The sequence below is a fragment of the Azorhizobium oxalatiphilum genome (assembly GCF_014635325.1).
Classification (GTDB): domain Bacteria; phylum Pseudomonadota; class Alphaproteobacteria; order Rhizobiales; family Xanthobacteraceae; genus Azorhizobium; species Azorhizobium oxalatiphilum.
On record NZ_BMCT01000003.1, the window covers coordinates 343,650 to 362,825 of the forward strand.

Genomic DNA, 19,176 nt, shown 5'->3' on the forward strand with positions numbered 1-19,176 from the left:
GGCGGCGCGACTATACCGTCTTCGGTGATGCTGCGAAGGGGGCTCAGGCCGCGCTGGCCAGCGGGGCGATGCGCACCTTGCCGACGCTGCGCTTGTCCAGCGACAGCACCTCGAACTTCAGCCCGTCGGCCTCGAACGCCTCGCCCGCCACCGGCAGGTGGCCCAGCTCGGTGAGGATGTAGCCGCCCAGCGTGGAGAAGCGGTGGGCCTCGTCCACCAGATCGCGGTCGATGGCGCCGGAGAGCTGGCGGATGTCGATGAAGCCGTCCACCAGCCAGGAGCCGTCCTCCTGCCGCAGCAAGGCGGCGGCTTCCTCGTCGAGATCGGGGAACTCGCCGGCGATGGCTTCCAGTATGTCGGTGGGGGTGGCCACGCCCTCCAGCGAGCCGTGTTCGTCCACGATCATGGCCATCTGCACGGGGGAGGAGCGCAGCAGTTCCATCACCTTGAGCACGTTGGTGTTCTCATGCACGATCACCGGCTGGCGCGAGACCTTGGCCCAGTCGATGTCCTTGCCCGCGATGAGGGCGTTGAGCAGTTCCTTCACCACCGCCACGGCGACGAAATCGTCCACCCGTCCGCGCGCCAGCACCACGCGGCCGTGGCTGAGCTTGCGGATTTCCGCGCGCAGGGTTTCGGGATCGTCGTCGAGATCGAGCCATTCCACCTCGTTGCGCGGCGACATGATGGAGGACACCGGGCGCTCGCCGAGATCGAGAACGCCGCGGATCATCTCCTTCTCCTGCGGATCGAACACGGCGCCCTGCGCCACCTGGTCGCCGATCACGTCCACGGTGTCGCCGAGGCTGTCCTCGCCGCGCCGTCCGCCGAGCAGGCGCAGCACCGCTTCCGAGGTGCGGGCGCGCAGATCGTTGGTGGTGAAGCTCTTCTCGCGATTGTGGCGGCCCACCTGATTGGCCGCCTCGATGAGGATGGAGAAGGCGATGGCCGCGTACAGATAGCCCTTGGGGATGTGATAGCCGAGGCCCTCCACCACCAGGCTGAAGCCGATCATCAGCAGGAAGCCGAGGCAGAGAATGACCACGGTGGGGTGGCGCGACACGAAGGCCATGAGCGGCTTCGACGCCAGCATCATCAGCGCCATGGCCACGCAGACGGCGGTGATCATCACCCACAGCTGGCTGACCATGCCCACCGCGGTGATCACGCTATCGAGCGAGAACACGGCATCGAGCACGATGATCTGCGCGATCACCTGCCAGAACACCGCATGGACGGGGTTCTTCTCTTCGGTTTTGTGCTCGCCTTCCAGCCGCTCGTGCAGCTCCATTGTGCCCTTGGCCAGTAGGAAGGCGCCGCCGACGATGAGGATCAGGTCGCGACCGGAGAAGTCCCATCCGCCGAGGCTGAACAGGGGCTTGGTGAGCTGCACCAGCCAGGACACCGAGAACAGCAGCAGCACGCGCATGCCCAGCGCCAGCGACAGGCCGATGATGCGGGCCCGGTTGCGCTGGTGGGGCGGCAGCTTGTCCACCAGGATGGCGATGAACACGAGGTTGTCGATGCCCAGCACCACCTCGAGCACGATGAGGGTGACGAGGCCGATCCAGATATTCGGATCCGCGAGGAATTCCATTGGTGCTGTCCTGTCAGGCGGTCGGGCGCGCTAGAGCATGACGAGAGCCCGTTTCCCGGCCGGGATTGCGTTGCAATCCAGTCCGGACGTGCTCTCGGGCGCGCCCCGGCCGGGTGGCGGGGCGGGTCATGAGGAGGCTGCGGCGTGGGGAAGGGGTAGGGGAAGGGGAACGGGAACGGAAACGGGAACGCGTCAGGCGTGCCGGCGCGTCGATGCGCACGCTCCGGAGCCGGCGCGCGCAAGCGCGCAGGCGCGGGCGAAGACGCCGGCACGAAAGACTGCGATGATGCGGAAGGGGGGAGGTTCGCTGGCACGGCAAGGCAGGTGCCAGCCCGGCTCGGTGGCGGGGACTGTCGCTGCTACTGTCGTCGTCGTCCGGCATGAAACCTGTTGCCCCGGCACGGCCGGGCTCCTTTGCACCGGGCCTTTCTAGCAAGGCCGGGCGGCGGGGGGCAAGTCTTGGTGGCCCAACTTTATGGCTGAGCTTACGCTTGGCTAGCCGGGCAGTGATGCCCGGCAGCTCCCGTGCCTGCGATCCCCGGCCCTTGCGAAATCAGGGCTCGCGGCGGTTGCGCGGCGGGGTGATGTCGGTGGCGGTGAGGTCGATGACCTCGTAGCGGCCGGAGCGGCGCACGTTGGCCTTGGGGCCGAAGACCAGGAGATACAGCCCGCCGCCCACAACCATGACGGCAATGACGATGCCGGCGGCCATCAGCAGGCTGCCAAGCACGGTGAACACCAGTACGGCCACCACGGCGGCGACCACAAGGGCAGCCACGGCGCGGAAAATGGTCATCAGGCGGTTCATCGTCTCCTTCTCCAAATTGGCGGCGTGCGGAGACATCCCCGCTGCCGTTCGGACAAGATGGGGAGGCGGTTTGGTTTTTTGGAGGCGTGCGGGGCGAAATAATCCGGCTGTGCGGCCTCGCCCGTCGATCCCGCGCCGGCAAAATGGCGGGCCTGCGCCATTCGCGCGCGATCACGAGAGCGTCAGCAGGAACTGGGCGGTGTCAGGTGCGGCGCGAGGTCGCGGATGCCTGCGCACGGGGATGAGAGGCCCCGGCAACGACGACGGGCCGCGGGATTGGCGGCTCAGCCAATCGGCGGCTCAGGCAAAAAGGAAAAGGGGCAGCCGAGGGCGCGGGCGGGATCGGATTACATCCGTCCGTCTCCCGCCGCGCCGATCGTGTGAACGGGCGGCAATCCCGCTTCCGCGTCTTCCCGATGGGGAGAGGCGGAGGACCGAACCGGCAGCGCTCAGGCTGCACGCGGCTCGATGGGTCGGGACGCCATCCGAAAGCGTGGCGGAACCGGAGTACATCCGTCCGAATTCCGCCAACCGCCCTGTCATCAGACCTAAAGGCCCAGCATTGCGCGGACCTTGCGAGGGGACATTTTACAAGACGCGAACGTTGCGGTGCGCGTGTCCCCGGGGCGGCTGCCACACGTGGCTGTTGGGAGATAGATGGGGCGCGTTCAGCGATCCGCAAGGGGGGAGCGGGCGGAACGCTTAAGACAACTGCTTCCACATGTAGAGCGTGTCGCACGGCCGCCCGTCCGGCCACAGCGCATAGCCGGGCACCACGCCGGCGCTGCTCCAGCCCAACCGGGCGTAGAGCCGGAAGCCGGCCTCGTCCGGTACTGTGTCGAGGGTCAACAGCGTGCGCCCCTCCTGCCGCGCGGTGTCCTCGGCGGCGCGCATGAGGGCTGCGCCCATCCCCTGCTGCCGCCCGTCGCGGTGCACCAGCATCTTGGCGATCTCGCCCCGGTGCGGCTGGTTGGGCGGCGTGTCGAGGATGACCTGCACCGTGCCCAGCGCACGTCCGTCCTGCTCGGCCACCAGCAGCGCCCGGCCACCCTGCGCCACATCGTCCGCGATGCGGCGCCAGAAGGCCTCCGCCTCGGCCCGCGTCATGTCCTGCATGAAGCTCACCGAGGCCCCGCCTGCCACGCAATCCAGCAGAATGTCGCTCAGAGCGGGAATGGCGGCCACCGCCGCCGCGCCGTCGAGCCTTGTGATACGCACGCGCCTGTCTCCCGATCGCTCAAGCCTCAGCTCAGGATCGGGGAAGAGGGAGGCCGTGTCGAGAGCCCGGCCGGACGATGTCCCCGGCGAGCAGGTGCTCAACGCGGTTCCGAACGCGCCGTCCTTAGGTCGGGAGGCTCTCGAACGGGTTGTGAAACGCCACCCCGAGCGGCGCATAATGGCGCACATTGCGGGTCAGCACCGTGAGGCCATGAGCCGCCGCCGTTCCGGCAATGGCGAGATCGGCAAAGCCGGCCGGGAGGCCGCCGCGTCTTGCGCGGTCGATCAGCAGGCCCGTGTGATGGGCTGCTGCGATATCCAGCGCCAGAATGCGGGCGCCATAGGCGAGAATGAGGGAGGCGATCCAGCCATCCAGCATGGCGGCCTTGGCCGGCTGTCCCGTATGCCGTGCGCGTTCGATGCCCGCCCGGATCTCCGCCAGCGATATGCCGGAAAGCCAGAGCCGCTCGGACTGGTGCGCGAACCAGCCGGGCAGGTCCGCAGGCGTGCCGGCGGGCAGGGCGCGGCCGGGCGTGAAATGGGAGATGACGTCAGTGTCGAGCAGATAGCCCTGAGGCTCGTGCCCGGTCATTCAAAGCTCGATGTCGCGCGCGGGTGACGTATCTCGCTCGTAGAGGTCGATGCTTGCGGGCGGGTGCGTGAGCAGCCAGCCGAAGGAGGGGACGGCCTTGGCCAGCCGGTCATAGGCCTCCCATGACAGGACGACGGCCTCGCGCCTGCCGTTGCGGGTAATGGCAACGGCCTCGCCGGCAACCGCCCGGTCGATGACGTGGGAGAGCTGGGCCTTGGCGGCCCGGAGCTGCATCTCGTCCATGGTTTCCTCCCGCAGTTTCCCGGCCGTACGGCATCGCCTGCCGGCAGGCGATGCCGTCCGCCGCGCAATGCGCGCACGCGGCGTGACTACAGGGAACTACAATAGGCGCCCGCGCCTTCCCGCACAAGGCTGCGCGGTCGTCGCGGGGCAGCACGCCTCACATCCGGTAACACGTCCGGAACGCGCCCCAGTGGCGGCCGTTGACGAAGATGGGGGCGTCCACTTCGCGCATCATCACCACGCTGTCGCCCATCTGCCGGGCATAGACCTGAACCAGATAGGGCTTGGTGTTGCGCGCCGCCAGAAGCCCCGCGCGGTCGTCGAAGATCCGGCGGTTGCGGCTGTTGGCATTGTTCCACGCCGGGTCGCCCTTCCGCTGCGGCTTGGCATATTGGGCGTTGTGCACCGGCAGATAGCCGTTGATGTCCACCGCCACGCAGAACACCAGTCGCCGGTCCTCGGCCAGCATCGGCTCCTGCACCGGCGGCAGGGCATGCTCCAGGAACGGCAAGGCGCGGTTCTCCACCTGCTCCGGCGAGGTCTCGGGCAGCGGGCGATAGACGGTGTCGAACAACTGGTCGGTGGCGATGCGGCCGGCGGCAATGGCCGCCTCCAGTGTCCTGCGCACCGCCTCGGCGCCTGTCATGGCGCGGGTGATGGCCTCGCTCGCCTCGGCGGCGATGGAGGTCAGCCGCGCTTTGACGCCCGCATGGTCGGCCTGCATGAAGGCCACATGGCAGCCGAGCGTGCTGACCGCCGCCACGCGGCCGGGCACCGGGCCGATGCCGGGCAGATCCAGATCGAGCCGCGTGCCGGCGGACAGCACCGGATCGGTGGCCGCCAGCAGGGCGCCGCCCATGGAGAGGTCCAGCGTCTTCACCGGCACGTGCCGGCCGCCGTAGCGCACGGTGCCGGACAGTTCCACCGGCCAGCGCTCGAAGCGGCGACGGTCGCCCATGGAGGTCTGGCGCAGCACGCTGAGCAGATGGCGGGCCATCTCCTCCACGCCGCTGGCCACCGCCCCGGTGGAGCGCTCGATCTCGGCCCCGGTCTGGGCCGCGGCATCGCTGGCCGACTGGATGGACTGGGCGCGATCCGCCACGTGCTGGGCGAAGCGCTCCACATCCGCCGCATTGCGGCCGATGCCGTTCATGGCGGCCACTTGCCCGGCCACAGCATCGGCGACGCGCGCCGCCACGGGGCTGATCTCGGCGATGGTGCTGCTCACCCGCGCAACAGCGGCGCTGGAGGCTTTTGCGGCCGCATCCAGCCGTTCGATCTTGCTGGAAATTTCCTTGGTCGCCTTCTGGGTTTCGCTCGCCAGCGCCTTCACCTCGCTCGCCACCACGGCGAAGCCGGCCCCGGCGGTGCCGGCGCGGGCGGCCTCGATGGAGGCGTTCAGCGCGAGCAGATTGGTCTGGCCGGCAATGTCGGCGATGAGCGCCACCACTGCCTGGATCTGGCCGATGGCCACCTGCAGATCCTTCGTGGCGCTGGTGACGTCGCGGTTGGCGGTCTCGGCCTCGCCGGCAAGGCGGCCGGAAGCCTGGGCCTGACGGCCGATCTCGGTGGCGGTCTCGGCGAAGGCGCCGATGGCGCGAGCAAGGCCGGCGGCATTTTCCTTGGCCGAGGCGGTCTCGGCGGTCATGTCCTCGCTATCCCTGCGGATGCGGTCCACGTCGCGCACGCCGGCGGCTGCGGCCGCGCGCATGGAGGCGCCAGCATGGGCCAGCTTGCCTTCGGCGCGGCGGATGTCGGCTTCCAGCAGCTGGATCAGCTCGCCCTCGTCCTGCTGGTGCCCGGCCGGCAGGCCGAGGCCGTTCAGGGGCGTGCCGTTGAGCGCGCTGCCGTTCAGCGGGGCGTCGTGGCTGGCCGCTGTAGCTGTCGTCGTCTCGGCGGTGGTGCCGGCCTTGGTGCCGGTCTTGTCAGATGAACGATCCTTACGCTCCCGCAATCCCCACATGAGGGCTCTCCCTTTCCCTCGCCTGGCGACGACGCCTTCACACCCGGATCGGGACGATCCGGGTGCCGGCATTACATTCGCCCGCCGGCAGAGCGCCCAAAAGGCGACGTGCCGGCCGGAACAATAATCCGGGCCGGACGCAGCCTGCCGGGGCGATCTTGCCCGGAGGTTGCATCCAGTTTGGCAGGCAAGGGGAGCGGGTGTTTTGTGACGGTCGTTGTGTGGCGGGCGGTGCAGCGGGGTTCTTGCGGTGCAACCTTTTGCACGCCGGGCAGCGAACGGGCTTGCCCGTCCGGATCTGGCGCGTGGCATCCCGCGCTCGCGCAGCCTGCGCCCTCTCCCGCTGGCGGGGGAGGGGCAGGAAAACGCGGACGTTCCGGGCGAAGCCTTAAGGCATGTACTGCCCGCCGTTCACCTCGAGGATCTGTCCGGTGACATAGCCGCCGGCCGCCTCGGAGGCGAGGAAGAGGAAGGCGCCCACGCAGTCCTGCGGCGTGCCGATGCGGTCCATGGGGATGGTGGCCTGCATGGCGGCCATCTGTTGAGCCGTGGAATAGCGCTCGTGGAAGGGCGTGGCGATGACGCCGGGCGACACCGCATTGACGCGGATGCCGCTTGCCGCGAGTTCCTTGGCCCAGCCCTTGGTGGCGGTGGAGATGAAGCCCTTCGCCGCCGCATAGAGCACGGCACCGCCGCCGCCGCCATTGCGCGCGGCGATGGAGGAGACGTTGATGATGGCGCCCGCCGTGCCGACGCTGCCGGTGCCGGTGAGCCCGCTGCCGATCTCGCCGGTACCCTGCGCCTTCATCTGCTTCACGCCCTCGCGCATGAAGGCGATGACCTGCGTCACGTTCAGTTCCAGCACGCGGGCGACGAAGGCCTCCGAATAGTCGGTGATGGGCACGCGCTCAACAAGGCCGCCGGCATTGTTGATCAGCACATCCAGCCGGCCGAAAGCCTGCACCGTCTCGGCGATGATGCGGGCGGGGGCGTCGGGCTCGGTGACGTCGCCCGCCACCAGCACCGCCTCGCCGCCGGCAGCGGTGATGCGGGCCGCCACCGCCTCGGCCTTCTCGCGGCTGGCGTTGTAATGCACCGCCACGCGCGCGCCCGAGCGGGCGAAGCCTTCCGCCGCTGCCGCCCCGATGCCGGTGGAAGCGCCGGTGATCAGCACCGCCTTGCCCTTGAGATCGGGGAAGACGGGGAGGGTGGTCGCGGGGACGGGCGTGGTCATGGCGTTTTCTCCTTGAGGCGGGAACGGTGCCCCGGGAGGGGCGGCGAACTGGTCTATGGCCTGCAATCGACAGCGATCCGCGCGAAGCGGATCTGCGATGATCATGGTCCGCTATGGACAATGTCCACTGCTTATCAATAGCTCACGATTGTCCTGCGACACAGGCGGGGCGGGGGCGATCTGGACCATGGCATGTGCCATGTTCCGTTCCATTCCTGTGCCATGTGGCGCTGTCACGTCTCAAGGGCTTTGTGCGGGGAGGTCCGTACGCCAGTGTTCGGAACGGGCGGCGAGGCCCTTCGGCCAACTGCCGCCCGCAAGGGACAAACCGTGGCCATCCGTGGCCATGATGTTCTATCCCTGACCATCCCGTGTGCCATGAGGCGACAGTGTGGCGCGGCCCCTGATGAGGCGCAGCTCAGCCCGCTACCGCCCGCCGGACGGTAGCCGCCGCCCCCTCCCGGTAGAGCCCGGCAAGCGCCGCCTTCACCGCCCCGGTGAAACGGGGATCGGCCGGAAGGTCGGTGCCGAACACCTCGCGGATGGCCAGGAGCCCGTCCGCCAGCCGCTCCGCATCGGGGCCGGCCGTGTGTGCCACCTGCCGGAAGCGTTCCGCCAAAGGATCCCGCACATCAATGGCTTGGCCGTGTTCATCGGTGCCGGACACATAGCGCATCCAGCCCGCGACCCCGAGGCTGAGGAGCGCAATGGGCGCCCCCGCGGCCAGCCGGTCGCGGATGGGCGCGAGCAGGCGCTGGGGCAGCTTCTGCGACCCATCCATGGCGATCTGCCATGTCCGGTGGCGCAGCGCCGGATTGGCGAAACGCGCCCGCAGAGCGCGCTTGTAGGCGGCAAGATCCGCCCCCGGCGGGGCCGGGACGGTGGGCGTAACCTCCTGATCCTGCAGGCGTTCAACCAGAAGCTGGAAGGCGCTCTCGGCCATGGTGCCGGCGATGGTCTCATGCCCCGCGAGATAGCCGAGATAGGCCAGCGTGGAGTGGCTGCCGTTGAGCAGGCGCAGCTTCATGTCCTCATAGGGCCGCACATCCTTGACCAGCTCTGCCCCCACGTCCTCCAGCGGTGGCCGGCCGGTGGGAAAGCGGTCCTCGATCACCCACTGGCTGAACGGCTCGGTCATCACCGGCCAGTGGTCATCCACGCCCAACCTGCTGGAAACCATGGCCTTGTCGGCGTCCGTGGTGGCGGGGACAATGCGGTCCACCATGGTGCTGGGGAAGGCGACTTCCCCCTCCACCCAGCGCCCGAGATCGGGGTCGCGCAGGCTGGCGAGGTGGCCCACCACCCGCGCCACGGTGGCGCCATTGGAGGGAAGATTGTCGCAGCAGAGCACGGTGAATGGCGGCGTCCCGGCCGCTTTGCGGCGGGCCAGCGCTTCCACCAGATAGCCGGGCGCAGTCCTTGGGGCAGAAGGGTTTGCAAGGTCCGCGACGATGTCCGGATGGGCCTCGTCCAGCGTGCCCGTGGCCGGGTCGTGGCAATAGCCCTTCTCGGTCACGGTGAGGGTGACGATGCGCACCCCCGGATCGCTCATCGCATCGAGCAAAGCCTTGGGGTTGCTGGGCGCGACCAGAAGGCGGCGCAGCGATCCGATGATCCGCAGCTCATCACCGCTCCCCGAGCGGGTCGCCAGCGTATAGAGCCCGTCCTGCGGGTCGAGGGCCTGCGACGTGTCGGGCGAGCGCAGGCTCGCCCCGCACACCGCCCAGCCGGTCGCACCGAGGCCGAGGCAGTCGTCCAGATAGACCGCCTGATGGGCACGATGGAACGCGCCAACCCCAAGATGCACCACGCCAATTTCGGCATTGGCCACATCGTACGCGGGCCGCCGGACATCGGCAGGCAGCCCGTTCAGGCTACTGAGCGAGAGACGCATGACGGGCCTCCCCTCAGAGCTTGTAGGCTTTCTTGGCGAGGCTGTAGGCGAGGTCGTGCGCCAGTTCGTGCGCCTCCTCCTCCTCGATCCGATGGCTGGTCACGAGTTCCGCCAGATAGGCGCAATCCACACGCCGCGCCACGTCGTGCCGGGCGGGGATGGAGGGGAAGGCGCGGGTGTCGTCGTTGAAGCCTACGGTGTTGTAAAAGCCCGCCGTTTCGGTGGTCAGCTCGCGATAGCGCTTCATGCCTTCCGGGCTGTCGAAGAACCACCAGGCGGGGCCGAGCCGCAGCACCGGATAGTGGCCGGCAAGGGGGGCCAGTTCGCGGGAATAGCTGGTCTCATCCAGCGTGAAGAGCACGATGGTGAGCCCCGGCGCATTGCCGAAGCGATCCAGCAAGGGCTTGAGCGCATGGACATAATCGGTGCGGGACGGGATGTCCGCGCCCATGTCGCGCCCATGGCGTTTGAGGATGCCGCCATTGTGGTTGCGCACCGAGCCGGGGTGGATTTGCATCACCAGCCCGTCCTCCACCGACATGGCCGCCATCTCGGTGAGCATCTGGGCGCGGAAGAGTTCGGCATCCTCCGCCGACACCTGATTGCCCCCCGCCACCCGCGCGAACAGCGCTTCGGCTTCGGCAAAGGATAGGTCCATGGTGCTGGCACTGGGGTGGCCGTGATCCGTGGAGGTGGCGCCGAAGCTCTTGAAAAACTGGCGTCTTTTGCGATGGGCGGCGAGATAGCCGGTCCATGAAAAAGTGTCCTCGCCGGTCAGTTCGCCGAAGCGCTCCAGATTGCCGCGGAACCCTTCGAAATCCGGGTCCACCACCGGGTCGGGCCGATAGGCCGTGACCACACGCCCGGTCCAGCCGCTGTCGCGGATCATGCCGTGCCATTTGAGCTCGTCCAGCGGGCTCTCGGTGGTGGCGATGACCTCGATGTTGAAACGCTCGAACAGCGCACGGGGCCTGAATTCCTCGGTCTTCAGCCGGTCCGAGATCAGGTCGTAAATGGCATCCGCATTGGCGGCGGAAAGACGCTCCTCAAGGCCGAACAGGGTGGCGAAGGCATGGTCCATCCATGAGCGGGTCGGGGTGCCCCGGAAGAGGTGATAATTGGCCGCGAACAGCCGCCAGATGGCCCGCCCGTCCTGCTCCGTGGCGCCGCCGTCCCGGCGCGGAACACCAAGCTTTTCCAACGGGATGCCCTGGCTGTAGAGCATGCGGAAAATGTAGTGGTCCGGCACCACGAACAGCCGCGCGGGATCGGGGAAGGGTTCGTTTTCCGCATACCAGCGCGGGTCGGTATGGCCATGGGGCGAGACGATGGGCAGGCCGGCCACCGCCTCATACAGCCGACGCGCCACCGCGCGCACGCTGGGGTCGGCGGGGAACAGGCGGTCGGGGTGGATGAGGGCGTTGCTCGCCATGGCGCTAGCGTTTCCTTTCCCGGGACGTCTTTGTCTTTGTCGTTGTTTTCGCGGCGCTTTTCGCGCCGTTGGCGGGCGGGGCCGCCTTGATTTCGGGCGCTGCCTCCAGCCCCTCGAAATAGCCGGGGTGGCGCTCCACCATGAGCGAGACCACCGGCATCACCGCGCCCAGATGGTGGCGCATGGCCGCCTCCGCCGCATCGGGATCGTGGGCGGCGATGCCCTCCACAATGGCCGCATGGTCGGCGATCACCAGCAGGCGGCGGTCGGCGGCCGGCAGTGAGAGGATGCGGCAGCGGTCCACCTGCGCCTTCTCCTGCCGCACCACGCGCCACAGATTGGGATGGCCGGCAATCTCGGCGATGGCCTGATGGAAGGCTTCGTCAGTGGCATGGAAGGCGGCGAGGTGGCCGGCATCGTGGGTGGCCTTCTGTTCGGCCAGAAGCCGTTGCAGGCGCACGATTCCGGCCTCATCGGCAATGGCTGCCGCCCCGCGCACGGCAGCCCCTTCCAGCGCCTGCCGGATCACCATGGCATCGCGCATGGCGGGCACGGAGATGCGCGAGACGAAGGTGCCGTGCTGGGGGAAGATGTCCACCAGCCGCTCGTCGGCCAGCTTCAGGATGGCCTCGCGCACCGGGGTGCGGCTGACCCCGCAGGAGAGCGCGATCTGCTTCTCCTGCAAGGCGGTGCCGGGGGCGATCTCCATGCCGATGATCTGCTCGCGCAGCAGCGCGTGGATGCGGGCGGAGGCCGGAATGGCGCGCACCTTCTGGGGCAGCCCGAAGCTTTCGGTGCCCATCCCCCAGCGTCCGTTATTGCGCTCCAGCGTCACCTGTCCTCCGAACTCCTGTGCCAAGCAAAACCAGTTGCCAGTCACTGGAATGCTAATATATTAGCATATCAAGAGCGTCAACGATGGCGCAGCCGGCAGGAGCGCTGGCCGTTGCAGCCGCAAGGCGCGACGGACCGGCGACGGGATCCGGCGCGGGAGGTTTCGCCAATGAATGTTCCGGTGCGCGAGGGCACGAAAGCGGAAGCGCCGTCCGGCGTGGCGCCGCGCGTGCTGCACCTCTCGGCAGCGGACAATGTGGCGGTGGCGCTGGATGCGCTCAGCCCCGGCGTTCGGGCCGGTGGTGTTGTCCTTGCGGAACGCATCCCGCGTGGCCACAAGTTCGCGCTGGCGCCCATCCTTGAGGGCGCGCCGATCCTGAAGTTCGGCCAGATCATCGGTTTTGCCGCCGGTCCCATCGCCCCCGGCGCGCATGTGCATGAGCACAATGTGGTGCTGCACGATTTTGCCCGCGATTATGCCTTCGCCGTGGATGCGCGGGACGATGGCCTCTTGCCGGAGGCCGAGCGCGCCACCTTCCAGGGCTATCGCCGGTCCAACGGTCGCACGGGCACGCGCAACTATCTGGGCATTCTCACCAGCGTGAACTGCTCCGCCTCCGTAGCCCGCTTCGCGGCGCAGGCCGTGGAGCGCTCGGGACTGCTGGAGCAGTTTCCGGGCATCGATGGCATCGTGCCCATCATCCACGGCACCGGCTGCGGCATGGCGGGCAAGGGCGAGGGTTATGACATCCTCAGCCGCACCCTGTGGGGCTATGCCACCCATCCCAATTTCGCTGCCGTGGTGATGGTGGGGCTGGGCTGCGAGATGTTCCAGATTGCCCGTTTCAAGTCCGACTATGGCGTGGACGAGACGGACAGTTTCCGCACCCTCACCATTCAGGAGGAGGGCGGCACGCGCCGGACGGTGGAGCACATCACCAGTGTTCTGAAGGACATGCTGCCCGCCGCCGCTGCGCTTGAGCGCGAGACGCGGCCCGCCTCCGAGCTGGTGCTGGCCCTGCAATGCGGCGGTTCGGACGGCTACAGCGCGCTCACCGCCAATCCGGCGCTGGGCGTAGCGTCGGACCTGCTGGTGAGGAATGGCGGCACCTCCATTCTCTCCGAGACGCCCGAAATCTTCGGCGCCGAACATCTGCTGACCCGCCGCGCCGCCAACCGGGCCGTGGGCGAGAAGCTGGTGGACCGCATCAGATGGTGGGAGGACTACACCGCCCGCAATGCGGGGGAGATGAACAACAATCCCTCTCCGGGTAACAAGGCGGGCGGCCTCACCACCATTCTGGAGAAGTCGTTGGGCGCTGCCGCCAAGGGCGGGCAGTCCACATTGCGTGCGGTCTATGAATATGCCGAGCCGGTGACGGAGCATGGCTTCGTCTACATGGATACGCCCGGCTACGACCCCGTGGCGGCCACCGGGCAGGTGGCGGGCGGGGCCAACATCATCTGCTTCACCACCGGACGCGGCTCCGCCTTCGGCTGCAAACCCACGCCCTCCCTCAAGCTCGCCACCAATTCCGACATCTATCGCCGGATGGAAGAGGACATGGACATCAATTGCGGCGATGTCCTCGACGGCGTGTCGCTGGAGGTCAAGGGGCAGGAGATCTTCGACACCATCCTCAATACCGCGTCGGGCGCCCCCACCAAGTCCGAGGCGCTGGGCTATGGCGATGCCGAGTTCGTGCCCTGGCAAATCGGCGCGGTGATGTGAGGCATCATGGGCAGCCCGGCAGACATGGCCTCACTCGAACAGGTCCGGATGCTCGGCTTCCACCTTTGGCAGCGCGCGCAGGATTTCCCGCAGGTGGCAATGCATGGCCTCCGCCGCCGCCGCCGGATTGCAGGCGTCCACCGCAGCCATGATGGCGCGGTGCTGCTCCACCAGTTCCAGCATGGTCTCGGCATTGGTGAGGGTGAGGTGGCAGGCGCGGTCCATATGGGCCTTGATGTCGCTCACCGCCTGCCACGCCATGGCGCAGCCCGCGCCCTCGGCCAGCGCGATGTGGAACAACTCGTCATAGCGCTGGAAGGCGGTGTGGTCGTTGCGCTGGGCCACCTTCTGCTGGAGGTCGAGAAGGTCGTCGATGCGCACCCGCGCCGCCGGGTCGAAGCTTTCCGCCGCCCGCCGCGCCACGGCGGTCTCGATGGCTTCGCGCACGAAGCGGCCTTCCATCATCTTCCGGGTGGAGATCTTCACCACCACCGTGCCGCGCTGGGGCAGGATTTCCACCAGCCGCGTGCGGGCAAGGCCGATCAGCGCCTCGCGCACCGGCTGGCGGGAGACGCCGTACGTGGCGGCGATGTCCTGCTCCGACAGGCGCGAGCCGGGCGGGTGCGCCATGGAAATGATGGCGCGCCGCAACTCCGCCTCGATGCGCTGCGCCGCCGAACCAGACGGCGGCGATGTGATGGCGTCCACGACTATTCTCCTAGTTGCCAGCAGAACCATACTACCATACAAGACGACAGTCTGCTTGTTTCTCGGCCTTGGTACGGACGAACCCTGCCTTTGGCCGACATGTCGGGCCCAAAACAGATCAAACAGATCATTCCGGGAGAACGCCCATGCTGACTCGCCGTCATGCGCTCGCGCTGACCGCCGCGCTCGCCGCTGCTCCGCTCACCCGGGCCTATGCCCAGAGCGTGACGCTCCGTTCCGCCGACATCCATCCGGATGGCTATCCCACCGTCGAGGCGGTGAAGTATTTCGGACAGGTTCTTGGCGAGAAGACCAATAACCGCATCAAGGTGCAGGTGTTCAATTCCGGCCAGCTCGGCCAGGAGAAGGACACCATCGAGCAGACCCGCTTCGGGGTGATCGATCTCAACCGCGTCAACACCGCGCCGTTCAACAATCTCATCCCCGAGACGGCGGTGCTGGGCCTGCCCTTCCTGTTCCGCTCCGTGCAGCACATGTATGGCGTGGTGGACGGCCCCATCGGCGAGGAGATCGCCAAGGCGTTCGAGCCGCACGGTTTGATCGTGCTCGGCTTCTTCGATAGCGGCGCGCGCTCCATGTACAATTCCAAGCGCCCCATCAAGACCCTGGCCGACATGAAGGGCATGAAGATCCGCGTGCAGCAGTCGGATCTGTTCATCGCCCTCATCAATGCGCTGGGCGCCAATGCGACGCCGATGCCCTTCGGCGAACTCTATTCGGGCCTGCAGACCGGCCTCGTGGATGGGGCGGAGAACAATTATCCGTCCTATGAGTCCGTGAAGCATTACGAGGTGGCGAAGTATTTCTCGCTCACCGAGCATTCCATGGCGCCGGAAGTGTTCTGCATGTCCAAGCGCTCCTGGGACAAGCTCTCCAAGGATGATCAGGCGCTGTTCCGCGAGGCCGGCAAGGCCGCCACCATCAAGATGCGCGAGCTGTGGGCCAAGCGCGACACGGACGCCAAGGAGAAGGTGATCAAGGGCGGTGCCCTGATCAACGAGGTGGACAAGCAGCCCTTCATCGACGCGATGAAGCCGGTCTACGACAAGTTCGTCACCACCGAGAAGATGAAGGACCTCGTGTCCCGCATCAAGGCGACCAACGCCTGAGGCGCGCGGCCCGCGCGCCATCCCGCGCGGGCCTGCCTTGCTCCACCGGAGCTTCAGGGCCGGGTGAGAAACCCGGCCAGTCCCTGCGTTGCGTATCCCGCGCCACACTGCGCCCAAGGCTGCCCGCATGACCGCTCATACATCCGACCATCCGTCGCAAAGGCCCGCCGCCATGGGAGCGATGCCCGCTTTGCTTGCCCTTCACCATGTGGTGCGGTGGCTTTCCCGCACGGCCCTCATCATCTCGGGCATCGGGCTCGTCGTCATGACCGGTGCCGTGTTCTGGCAGGTGGTCGGGCGCTATGTGCTGAACGACTCCCCGAGCTGGACCGAGCCGTTCTCCCTGCTGCTCATGAGCTGGTTCATCCTGCTCGGCGCGGCGGTGGGCGTGCGCGAGGGCGACCATCTCGGTTTCGAGATTGGCCTGCACTACGCCTCCCCGCCGGTGCGGCGGGGCATGGAGCTGCTCACCCATGTGCTGGTGACGGCCTTCGGCGCCGCCATGGCCTATTACGGCTGGGATCTCGCCATGGAGACGTGGTCCGCCAAGATGGCGGGCATCGACCTGCCGCAGGGCGTGGACTACCTGCCGCTGGCCGGCGGTGGCGCGCTCATCGCGTTGTTCTCGTTCGAGAAGCTGCTTCAGGACATCGTCAAGCCGCTGCCCGCGCCCGTGCCGCTCGGCGCCGAGCATTCCACCGACTGAACGCCGGAAACCTCGCCATGGCCATGACCATTCTCTTCGGCGTCTTCTGCGGCCTGCTGCTGCTGGGCACGCCCGTCGCCTTCTGCCTCGGCATCGCGTCGGTGGCGACCGTGCTCTATCTGGACCTGCCGCCCATGGTGGTGTTCCAGCAGATCAATTCCAACATGAACGCCTTCGCCATGCTGGCGATCCCGTTCTTCATCTTCGCCGGCGATCTGATGATGCGCGGCGGCATCGCCGACCGGCTCATCGGCATGGCGGCGTCCCTGTTCGGCCACCTGCGCGGCGGTCTCGGACAGGTGAACGTGGTGGCCTCCTTCCTGTTCGGCGGCGTGTCCGGCTCGGCGGTGGCGGATGCCTCGGCCATCGGCGGCATCATGATCCCCCAGATGGCCAAGCACGGCTATTCGCGGGACTTCGCGGTGAATGTGACCGTGAACGCGGCCATCATCGCGCTGCTGGTGCCACCCTCGCACAACATGATCATCTATTCGCTGGCGGCGGGCGGGACCATCTCCATCGCCGATCTGTTCACCGCCGGCATCGTGCCCGGCCTGCTGCTGGCCGTCGCGCTCATGATCACCGCTTATGTGGTGGCCCGCCGTCGCGGCTATCCGTCCGGCGTCTTCCCCGGCTGGTATGCGGTGCTGCGGTCGATCGTGTCTGCGTCGCCGGGCATCGTGCTCATCGCCATCATCTTCGGCGGCGTGCGCTCGGGCGTGTTCACGGCGACGGAAAGCTCCTGCATCGCGGTGATCTATTCCCTGCTCATCACCCTGCTGGTCTATCGCGGGCTGGACTGGAATGCGTTCGTCCACGCCGTGCTGGGGGCGGTGCGCACCACCGCCATGGTGCTGCTGGTCATCGGCACGGCGGGTGCCTTCGGCTGGCTGATGGCCTTCCTGCAGGTGCCGGCGGCCACCATCGAGCTGATGCAGGCCATCTCGTCGAACAAGTATGTGATCCTGCTGCTGATCAACATCCTGCTGCTGGTGCTGGGCACGTTCATGGACATGGCGCCCATGATCATCATCTGCACGCCCATCTTCCTGCCGCTGATCAAGGCCTTCGGCATCGACCCGATCCAGTTCGGCATCATCCTGATCCTGAACGCCGGCATCGGCCTCAACACGCCGCCGGTGGGTTCGGTGCTGTTCGTGGGCTGCGCGGTGGGCAAGATCTCCATCGGCGAGGCCATGAAGACCATCTGGCCCTTCTTCGGGGCGAGTATCGCGGTGCTGCTGCTGGTCAGCTATGTACCTGCGGTCTCGCTCTGGCTTCCGTCCCTGTTCCGCTAGACTGATCAGAGGCGAAGCCGCGCCGGCCTTGTGTCGGCGCGGCTTTATCTTCCTTCATGGGGCCGCCTCCCGGCCCCGATGTCCGCAAAGCCGGACTTCATCGCGTGTTCCGTGAGGTTTCCATCATGATGATCGACGTGCGCCAGGTGAGCCATCCCGAGGCGGTGCGCCGCTATGACACCGAGGAACTGCGCCGTCATTTCCTCATCGAGCGCCTGTTCGAGCCCGGCAAGGTGCTGCTCACCTACAGCCATATCGAGCGTTTCGTGATCGGCGGCGCCACGCCCCAGAGCGTGCCGCTGAAGCTGGAGAGCGACAAGGCCACCATCGGCTCGCCGAACTTCCTCGACCGGCGTGAGCTGGGCGTGTTCAACATCGGCGGCCCCGGCAAGGTGGAGGTGGACGGCACCACCTATGTGCTCGGCCATCGCGATGCGCTCTATGTGGCGCAGGGCTCTAAGGACGTGCACTTCTCGTCCGACAGCCCGGACCATCCGGCGAAATTCTATCTGCTCTCCACCCCGGCCCATCACCGCTACGAGACCAAGGTGGTGCGGATCGCCGAGGCCAAGAAGATGGATCTGGGCGATCAGGCCACCGCCAACAAGCGCAGCATCTACCAGATGATCCACCCCGACGTGGTGCAGTCCTGCCAGCTGGTGATGGGCATGACGCAGCTCGACGCCGGCAACATGTGGAACACCATGCCGTGCCACGTCCATGACCGGCGCTCGGAGGTCTATCTCTACTTCGATCTGGCGGCGGATGCCCGTGTGATCCACCTGATGGGCGAGCCGGACCAGACGCGTCACCTCGTGGTGGCGGACGGACAGGCCATTCTCTCTCCGCCGTGGTCCATCCATTCCGGCGTCGGCACGCGAGCCTATACCTTCATCTGGGGCATGGGCGGCGACAATATCGACTATACGGACATGGACATGGTGGCCATGGACCAGCTGCGGTGAGCGTGATGGCCAATCCCTTCGATCTTTCCGGCAAGCGCGCCCTCGTCACTGGCGCCAACACCGGCCTCGGTCAGGCCATCGCCGTCTCGCTGGCGCAGGCCGGCGCGGGCATCATTGCGGTCGGCCGCTCGGCCATGGACGAGACCGGCGACCTCGTGCGCAAGGCGGGCGCCACCTTCACCGAGGTGCGGGCCGATCTCGCGACGCTTGAGCCCATCGCCCGCGTCATGGAGGAGGCGGGCGCCGGCGGGCGTATCGACATCCTCGTCAACAATGCCGGCATCATCCGCCGCGCCGACGCCATCGACTTCACCGAAGCCGACTGGGATGCGGTGATGGACGTGAATTTGAAGAACACCTTCTTCCTCACGCAGGCGGTGGCGCGGCAGATGCTCCCCGACGGCAAGGGCGGCAAGGTGATCAACATCGCCTCGCTGCTGTCTTTCCAGGGCGGCATCCGCATTCCGTCCTACACCGCCAGCAAGAGCGGGCTGGCGGGGCTGACCAAGCTGCTGGCCTGCGAATGGGCGTCCAAGGGCATCAATGTGAATGCCATCGCGCCCGGCTATTTCGTCACCAACAACACTTCGGCCCTGCGCGCTGATCCGGAACGGTCGGCGGCGATCCTCGGCCGTATCCCGGCGGGGCACTGGGGCCAGCCGTCGGAGCTGGGCGGGGCGGCGGTGTTCCTCGCCGCGCCGGCCTCCGACTATGTGCACGGCATCGTCCTGCCCGTGGATGGCGGCTGGCTCGCTCGCTAGAAGAGCATGAACCAACAGCTGCGGCGTCGGGAGGGGAGGGGGCCCGGCGCCGCGATCAGGG

The 19,176-nt window shown here is 67.4% G+C and carries 17 protein-coding genes; 6 read left to right on the plus strand and 11 right to left on the minus strand.

The features are described from left to right. Positions 1 to 43: 43 nt before the first annotated feature. From IEW24_RS13575 to IEW24_RS13620, 10 genes are all read right to left on the minus strand, one after another. A complete protein-coding gene (locus IEW24_RS13575; protein ID WP_188579388.1) occupies positions 44 to 1,597 on the minus strand; it encodes a TerC family protein in 1,554 nt (517 codons plus the stop codon). A gap of 553 nt (positions 1,598 to 2,150) precedes the next feature. After that, the gene (locus IEW24_RS13580) at positions 2,151 to 2,393 is read right to left on the minus strand and encodes a hypothetical protein (protein WP_188579390.1); all 243 of its coding nucleotides are present in this window, start codon (positions 2,391 to 2,393) and stop codon (positions 2,151 to 2,153) included. A gap of 714 nt (positions 2,394 to 3,107) precedes the next feature. Next, a complete protein-coding gene (locus tag IEW24_RS28640; RefSeq protein WP_244644377.1) occupies positions 3,108 to 3,623 on the minus strand; it encodes a GNAT family N-acetyltransferase in 516 nt (171 codons plus the stop codon). 124 nt (positions 3,624 to 3,747) lie between these two features. Continuing rightward, on the minus strand, positions 3,748 to 4,215 hold the full coding sequence (locus IEW24_RS13590) for a type II toxin-antitoxin system VapC family toxin (RefSeq protein ID WP_188579394.1): 468 nt from the start codon (positions 4,213 to 4,215) through the stop codon (positions 3,748 to 3,750). After that, a complete protein-coding gene (locus tag IEW24_RS13595) occupies positions 4,216 to 4,458 on the minus strand; it encodes a type II toxin-antitoxin system Phd/YefM family antitoxin (protein ID WP_188579396.1) in 243 nt (80 codons plus the stop codon). Positions 4,459 to 4,615: 157 nt separating this feature from the next. After that, positions 4,616 to 6,421 carry a methyl-accepting chemotaxis protein gene (locus IEW24_RS13600; protein ID WP_188579398.1) on the minus strand — a complete coding sequence of 602 codons (1,806 nt, stop codon included), beginning with the start codon at positions 6,419 to 6,421 and terminating at the stop codon, positions 4,616 to 4,618. Positions 6,422 to 6,809: 388 nt separating this feature from the next. Beyond that, positions 6,810 to 7,655, minus strand: coding sequence for an SDR family NAD(P)-dependent oxidoreductase (locus IEW24_RS13605; protein WP_188579399.1), 846 nt, complete (start codon positions 7,653 to 7,655; stop codon positions 6,810 to 6,812). Between the two features lie 418 nt (positions 7,656 to 8,073). Continuing rightward, complete coding sequence (locus tag IEW24_RS13610) at positions 8,074 to 9,549, minus strand: mannitol dehydrogenase family protein (protein ID WP_188579401.1); 1,476 nt, start codon at positions 9,547 to 9,549, stop codon at positions 8,074 to 8,076. Positions 9,550 to 9,562: 13 nt separating this feature from the next. After that, positions 9,563 to 10,981: a glucuronate isomerase gene (uxaC, locus tag IEW24_RS13615; protein ID WP_188579403.1), complete on the minus strand. Its 1,419-nt coding sequence runs from the start codon at positions 10,979 to 10,981 to the stop codon at positions 9,563 to 9,565. A 4-nt stretch (positions 10,982 to 10,985) separates the two neighbouring features. Beyond that, on the minus strand, positions 10,986 to 11,816 hold the full coding sequence (locus IEW24_RS13620; protein ID WP_244644379.1) for a GntR family transcriptional regulator: 831 nt from the start codon (positions 11,814 to 11,816) through the stop codon (positions 10,986 to 10,988). Positions 11,817 to 11,984: 168 nt separating this feature from the next. On the opposite strand from IEW24_RS13620, the gene IEW24_RS13625 reads away from it, so the two are divergent. Next, positions 11,985 to 13,547, plus strand: coding sequence for a UxaA family hydrolase (locus tag IEW24_RS13625; protein WP_188579405.1), 1,563 nt, complete (start codon positions 11,985 to 11,987; stop codon positions 13,545 to 13,547). Between the two features lie 30 nt (positions 13,548 to 13,577). Here the strand turns inward: IEW24_RS13625 and IEW24_RS13630 are convergent, their stop codons facing one another. Beyond that, positions 13,578 to 14,279 carry a GntR family transcriptional regulator gene (locus IEW24_RS13630; RefSeq protein WP_373870070.1) on the minus strand — a complete coding sequence of 234 codons (702 nt, stop codon included), beginning with the start codon at positions 14,277 to 14,279 and terminating at the stop codon, positions 13,578 to 13,580. 122 nt (positions 14,280 to 14,401) lie between these two features. On the opposite strand from IEW24_RS13630, the gene IEW24_RS13635 reads away from it, so the two are divergent. From IEW24_RS13635 to kduD, 5 genes are all read left to right on the plus strand, one after another. Then, on the plus strand, positions 14,402 to 15,385 hold the full coding sequence (locus IEW24_RS13635; protein ID WP_188579407.1) for a TRAP transporter substrate-binding protein: 984 nt from the start codon (positions 14,402 to 14,404) through the stop codon (positions 15,383 to 15,385). A 127-nt stretch (positions 15,386 to 15,512) separates the two neighbouring features. Next, on the plus strand, positions 15,513 to 16,091 hold the full coding sequence (locus tag IEW24_RS13640) for a TRAP transporter small permease (RefSeq protein ID WP_244644382.1): 579 nt from the start codon (positions 15,513 to 15,515) through the stop codon (positions 16,089 to 16,091). A 17-nt stretch (positions 16,092 to 16,108) separates the two neighbouring features. Beyond that, positions 16,109 to 17,389 carry a TRAP transporter large permease gene (locus tag IEW24_RS13645; RefSeq protein ID WP_188579409.1) on the plus strand — a complete coding sequence of 427 codons (1,281 nt, stop codon included), beginning with the start codon at positions 16,109 to 16,111 and terminating at the stop codon, positions 17,387 to 17,389. Between the two features lie 125 nt (positions 17,390 to 17,514). Continuing rightward, complete coding sequence (kduI, locus tag IEW24_RS13650; protein ID WP_188579770.1) at positions 17,515 to 18,354, plus strand: 5-dehydro-4-deoxy-D-glucuronate isomerase; 840 nt, start codon at positions 17,515 to 17,517, stop codon at positions 18,352 to 18,354. Between the two features lie 5 nt (positions 18,355 to 18,359). Continuing rightward, complete coding sequence (gene kduD / locus IEW24_RS13655; protein ID WP_188579412.1) at positions 18,360 to 19,115, plus strand: 2-dehydro-3-deoxy-D-gluconate 5-dehydrogenase KduD; 756 nt, start codon at positions 18,360 to 18,362, stop codon at positions 19,113 to 19,115. The last annotated feature ends 61 nt before the right edge of the window (positions 19,116 to 19,176 follow it).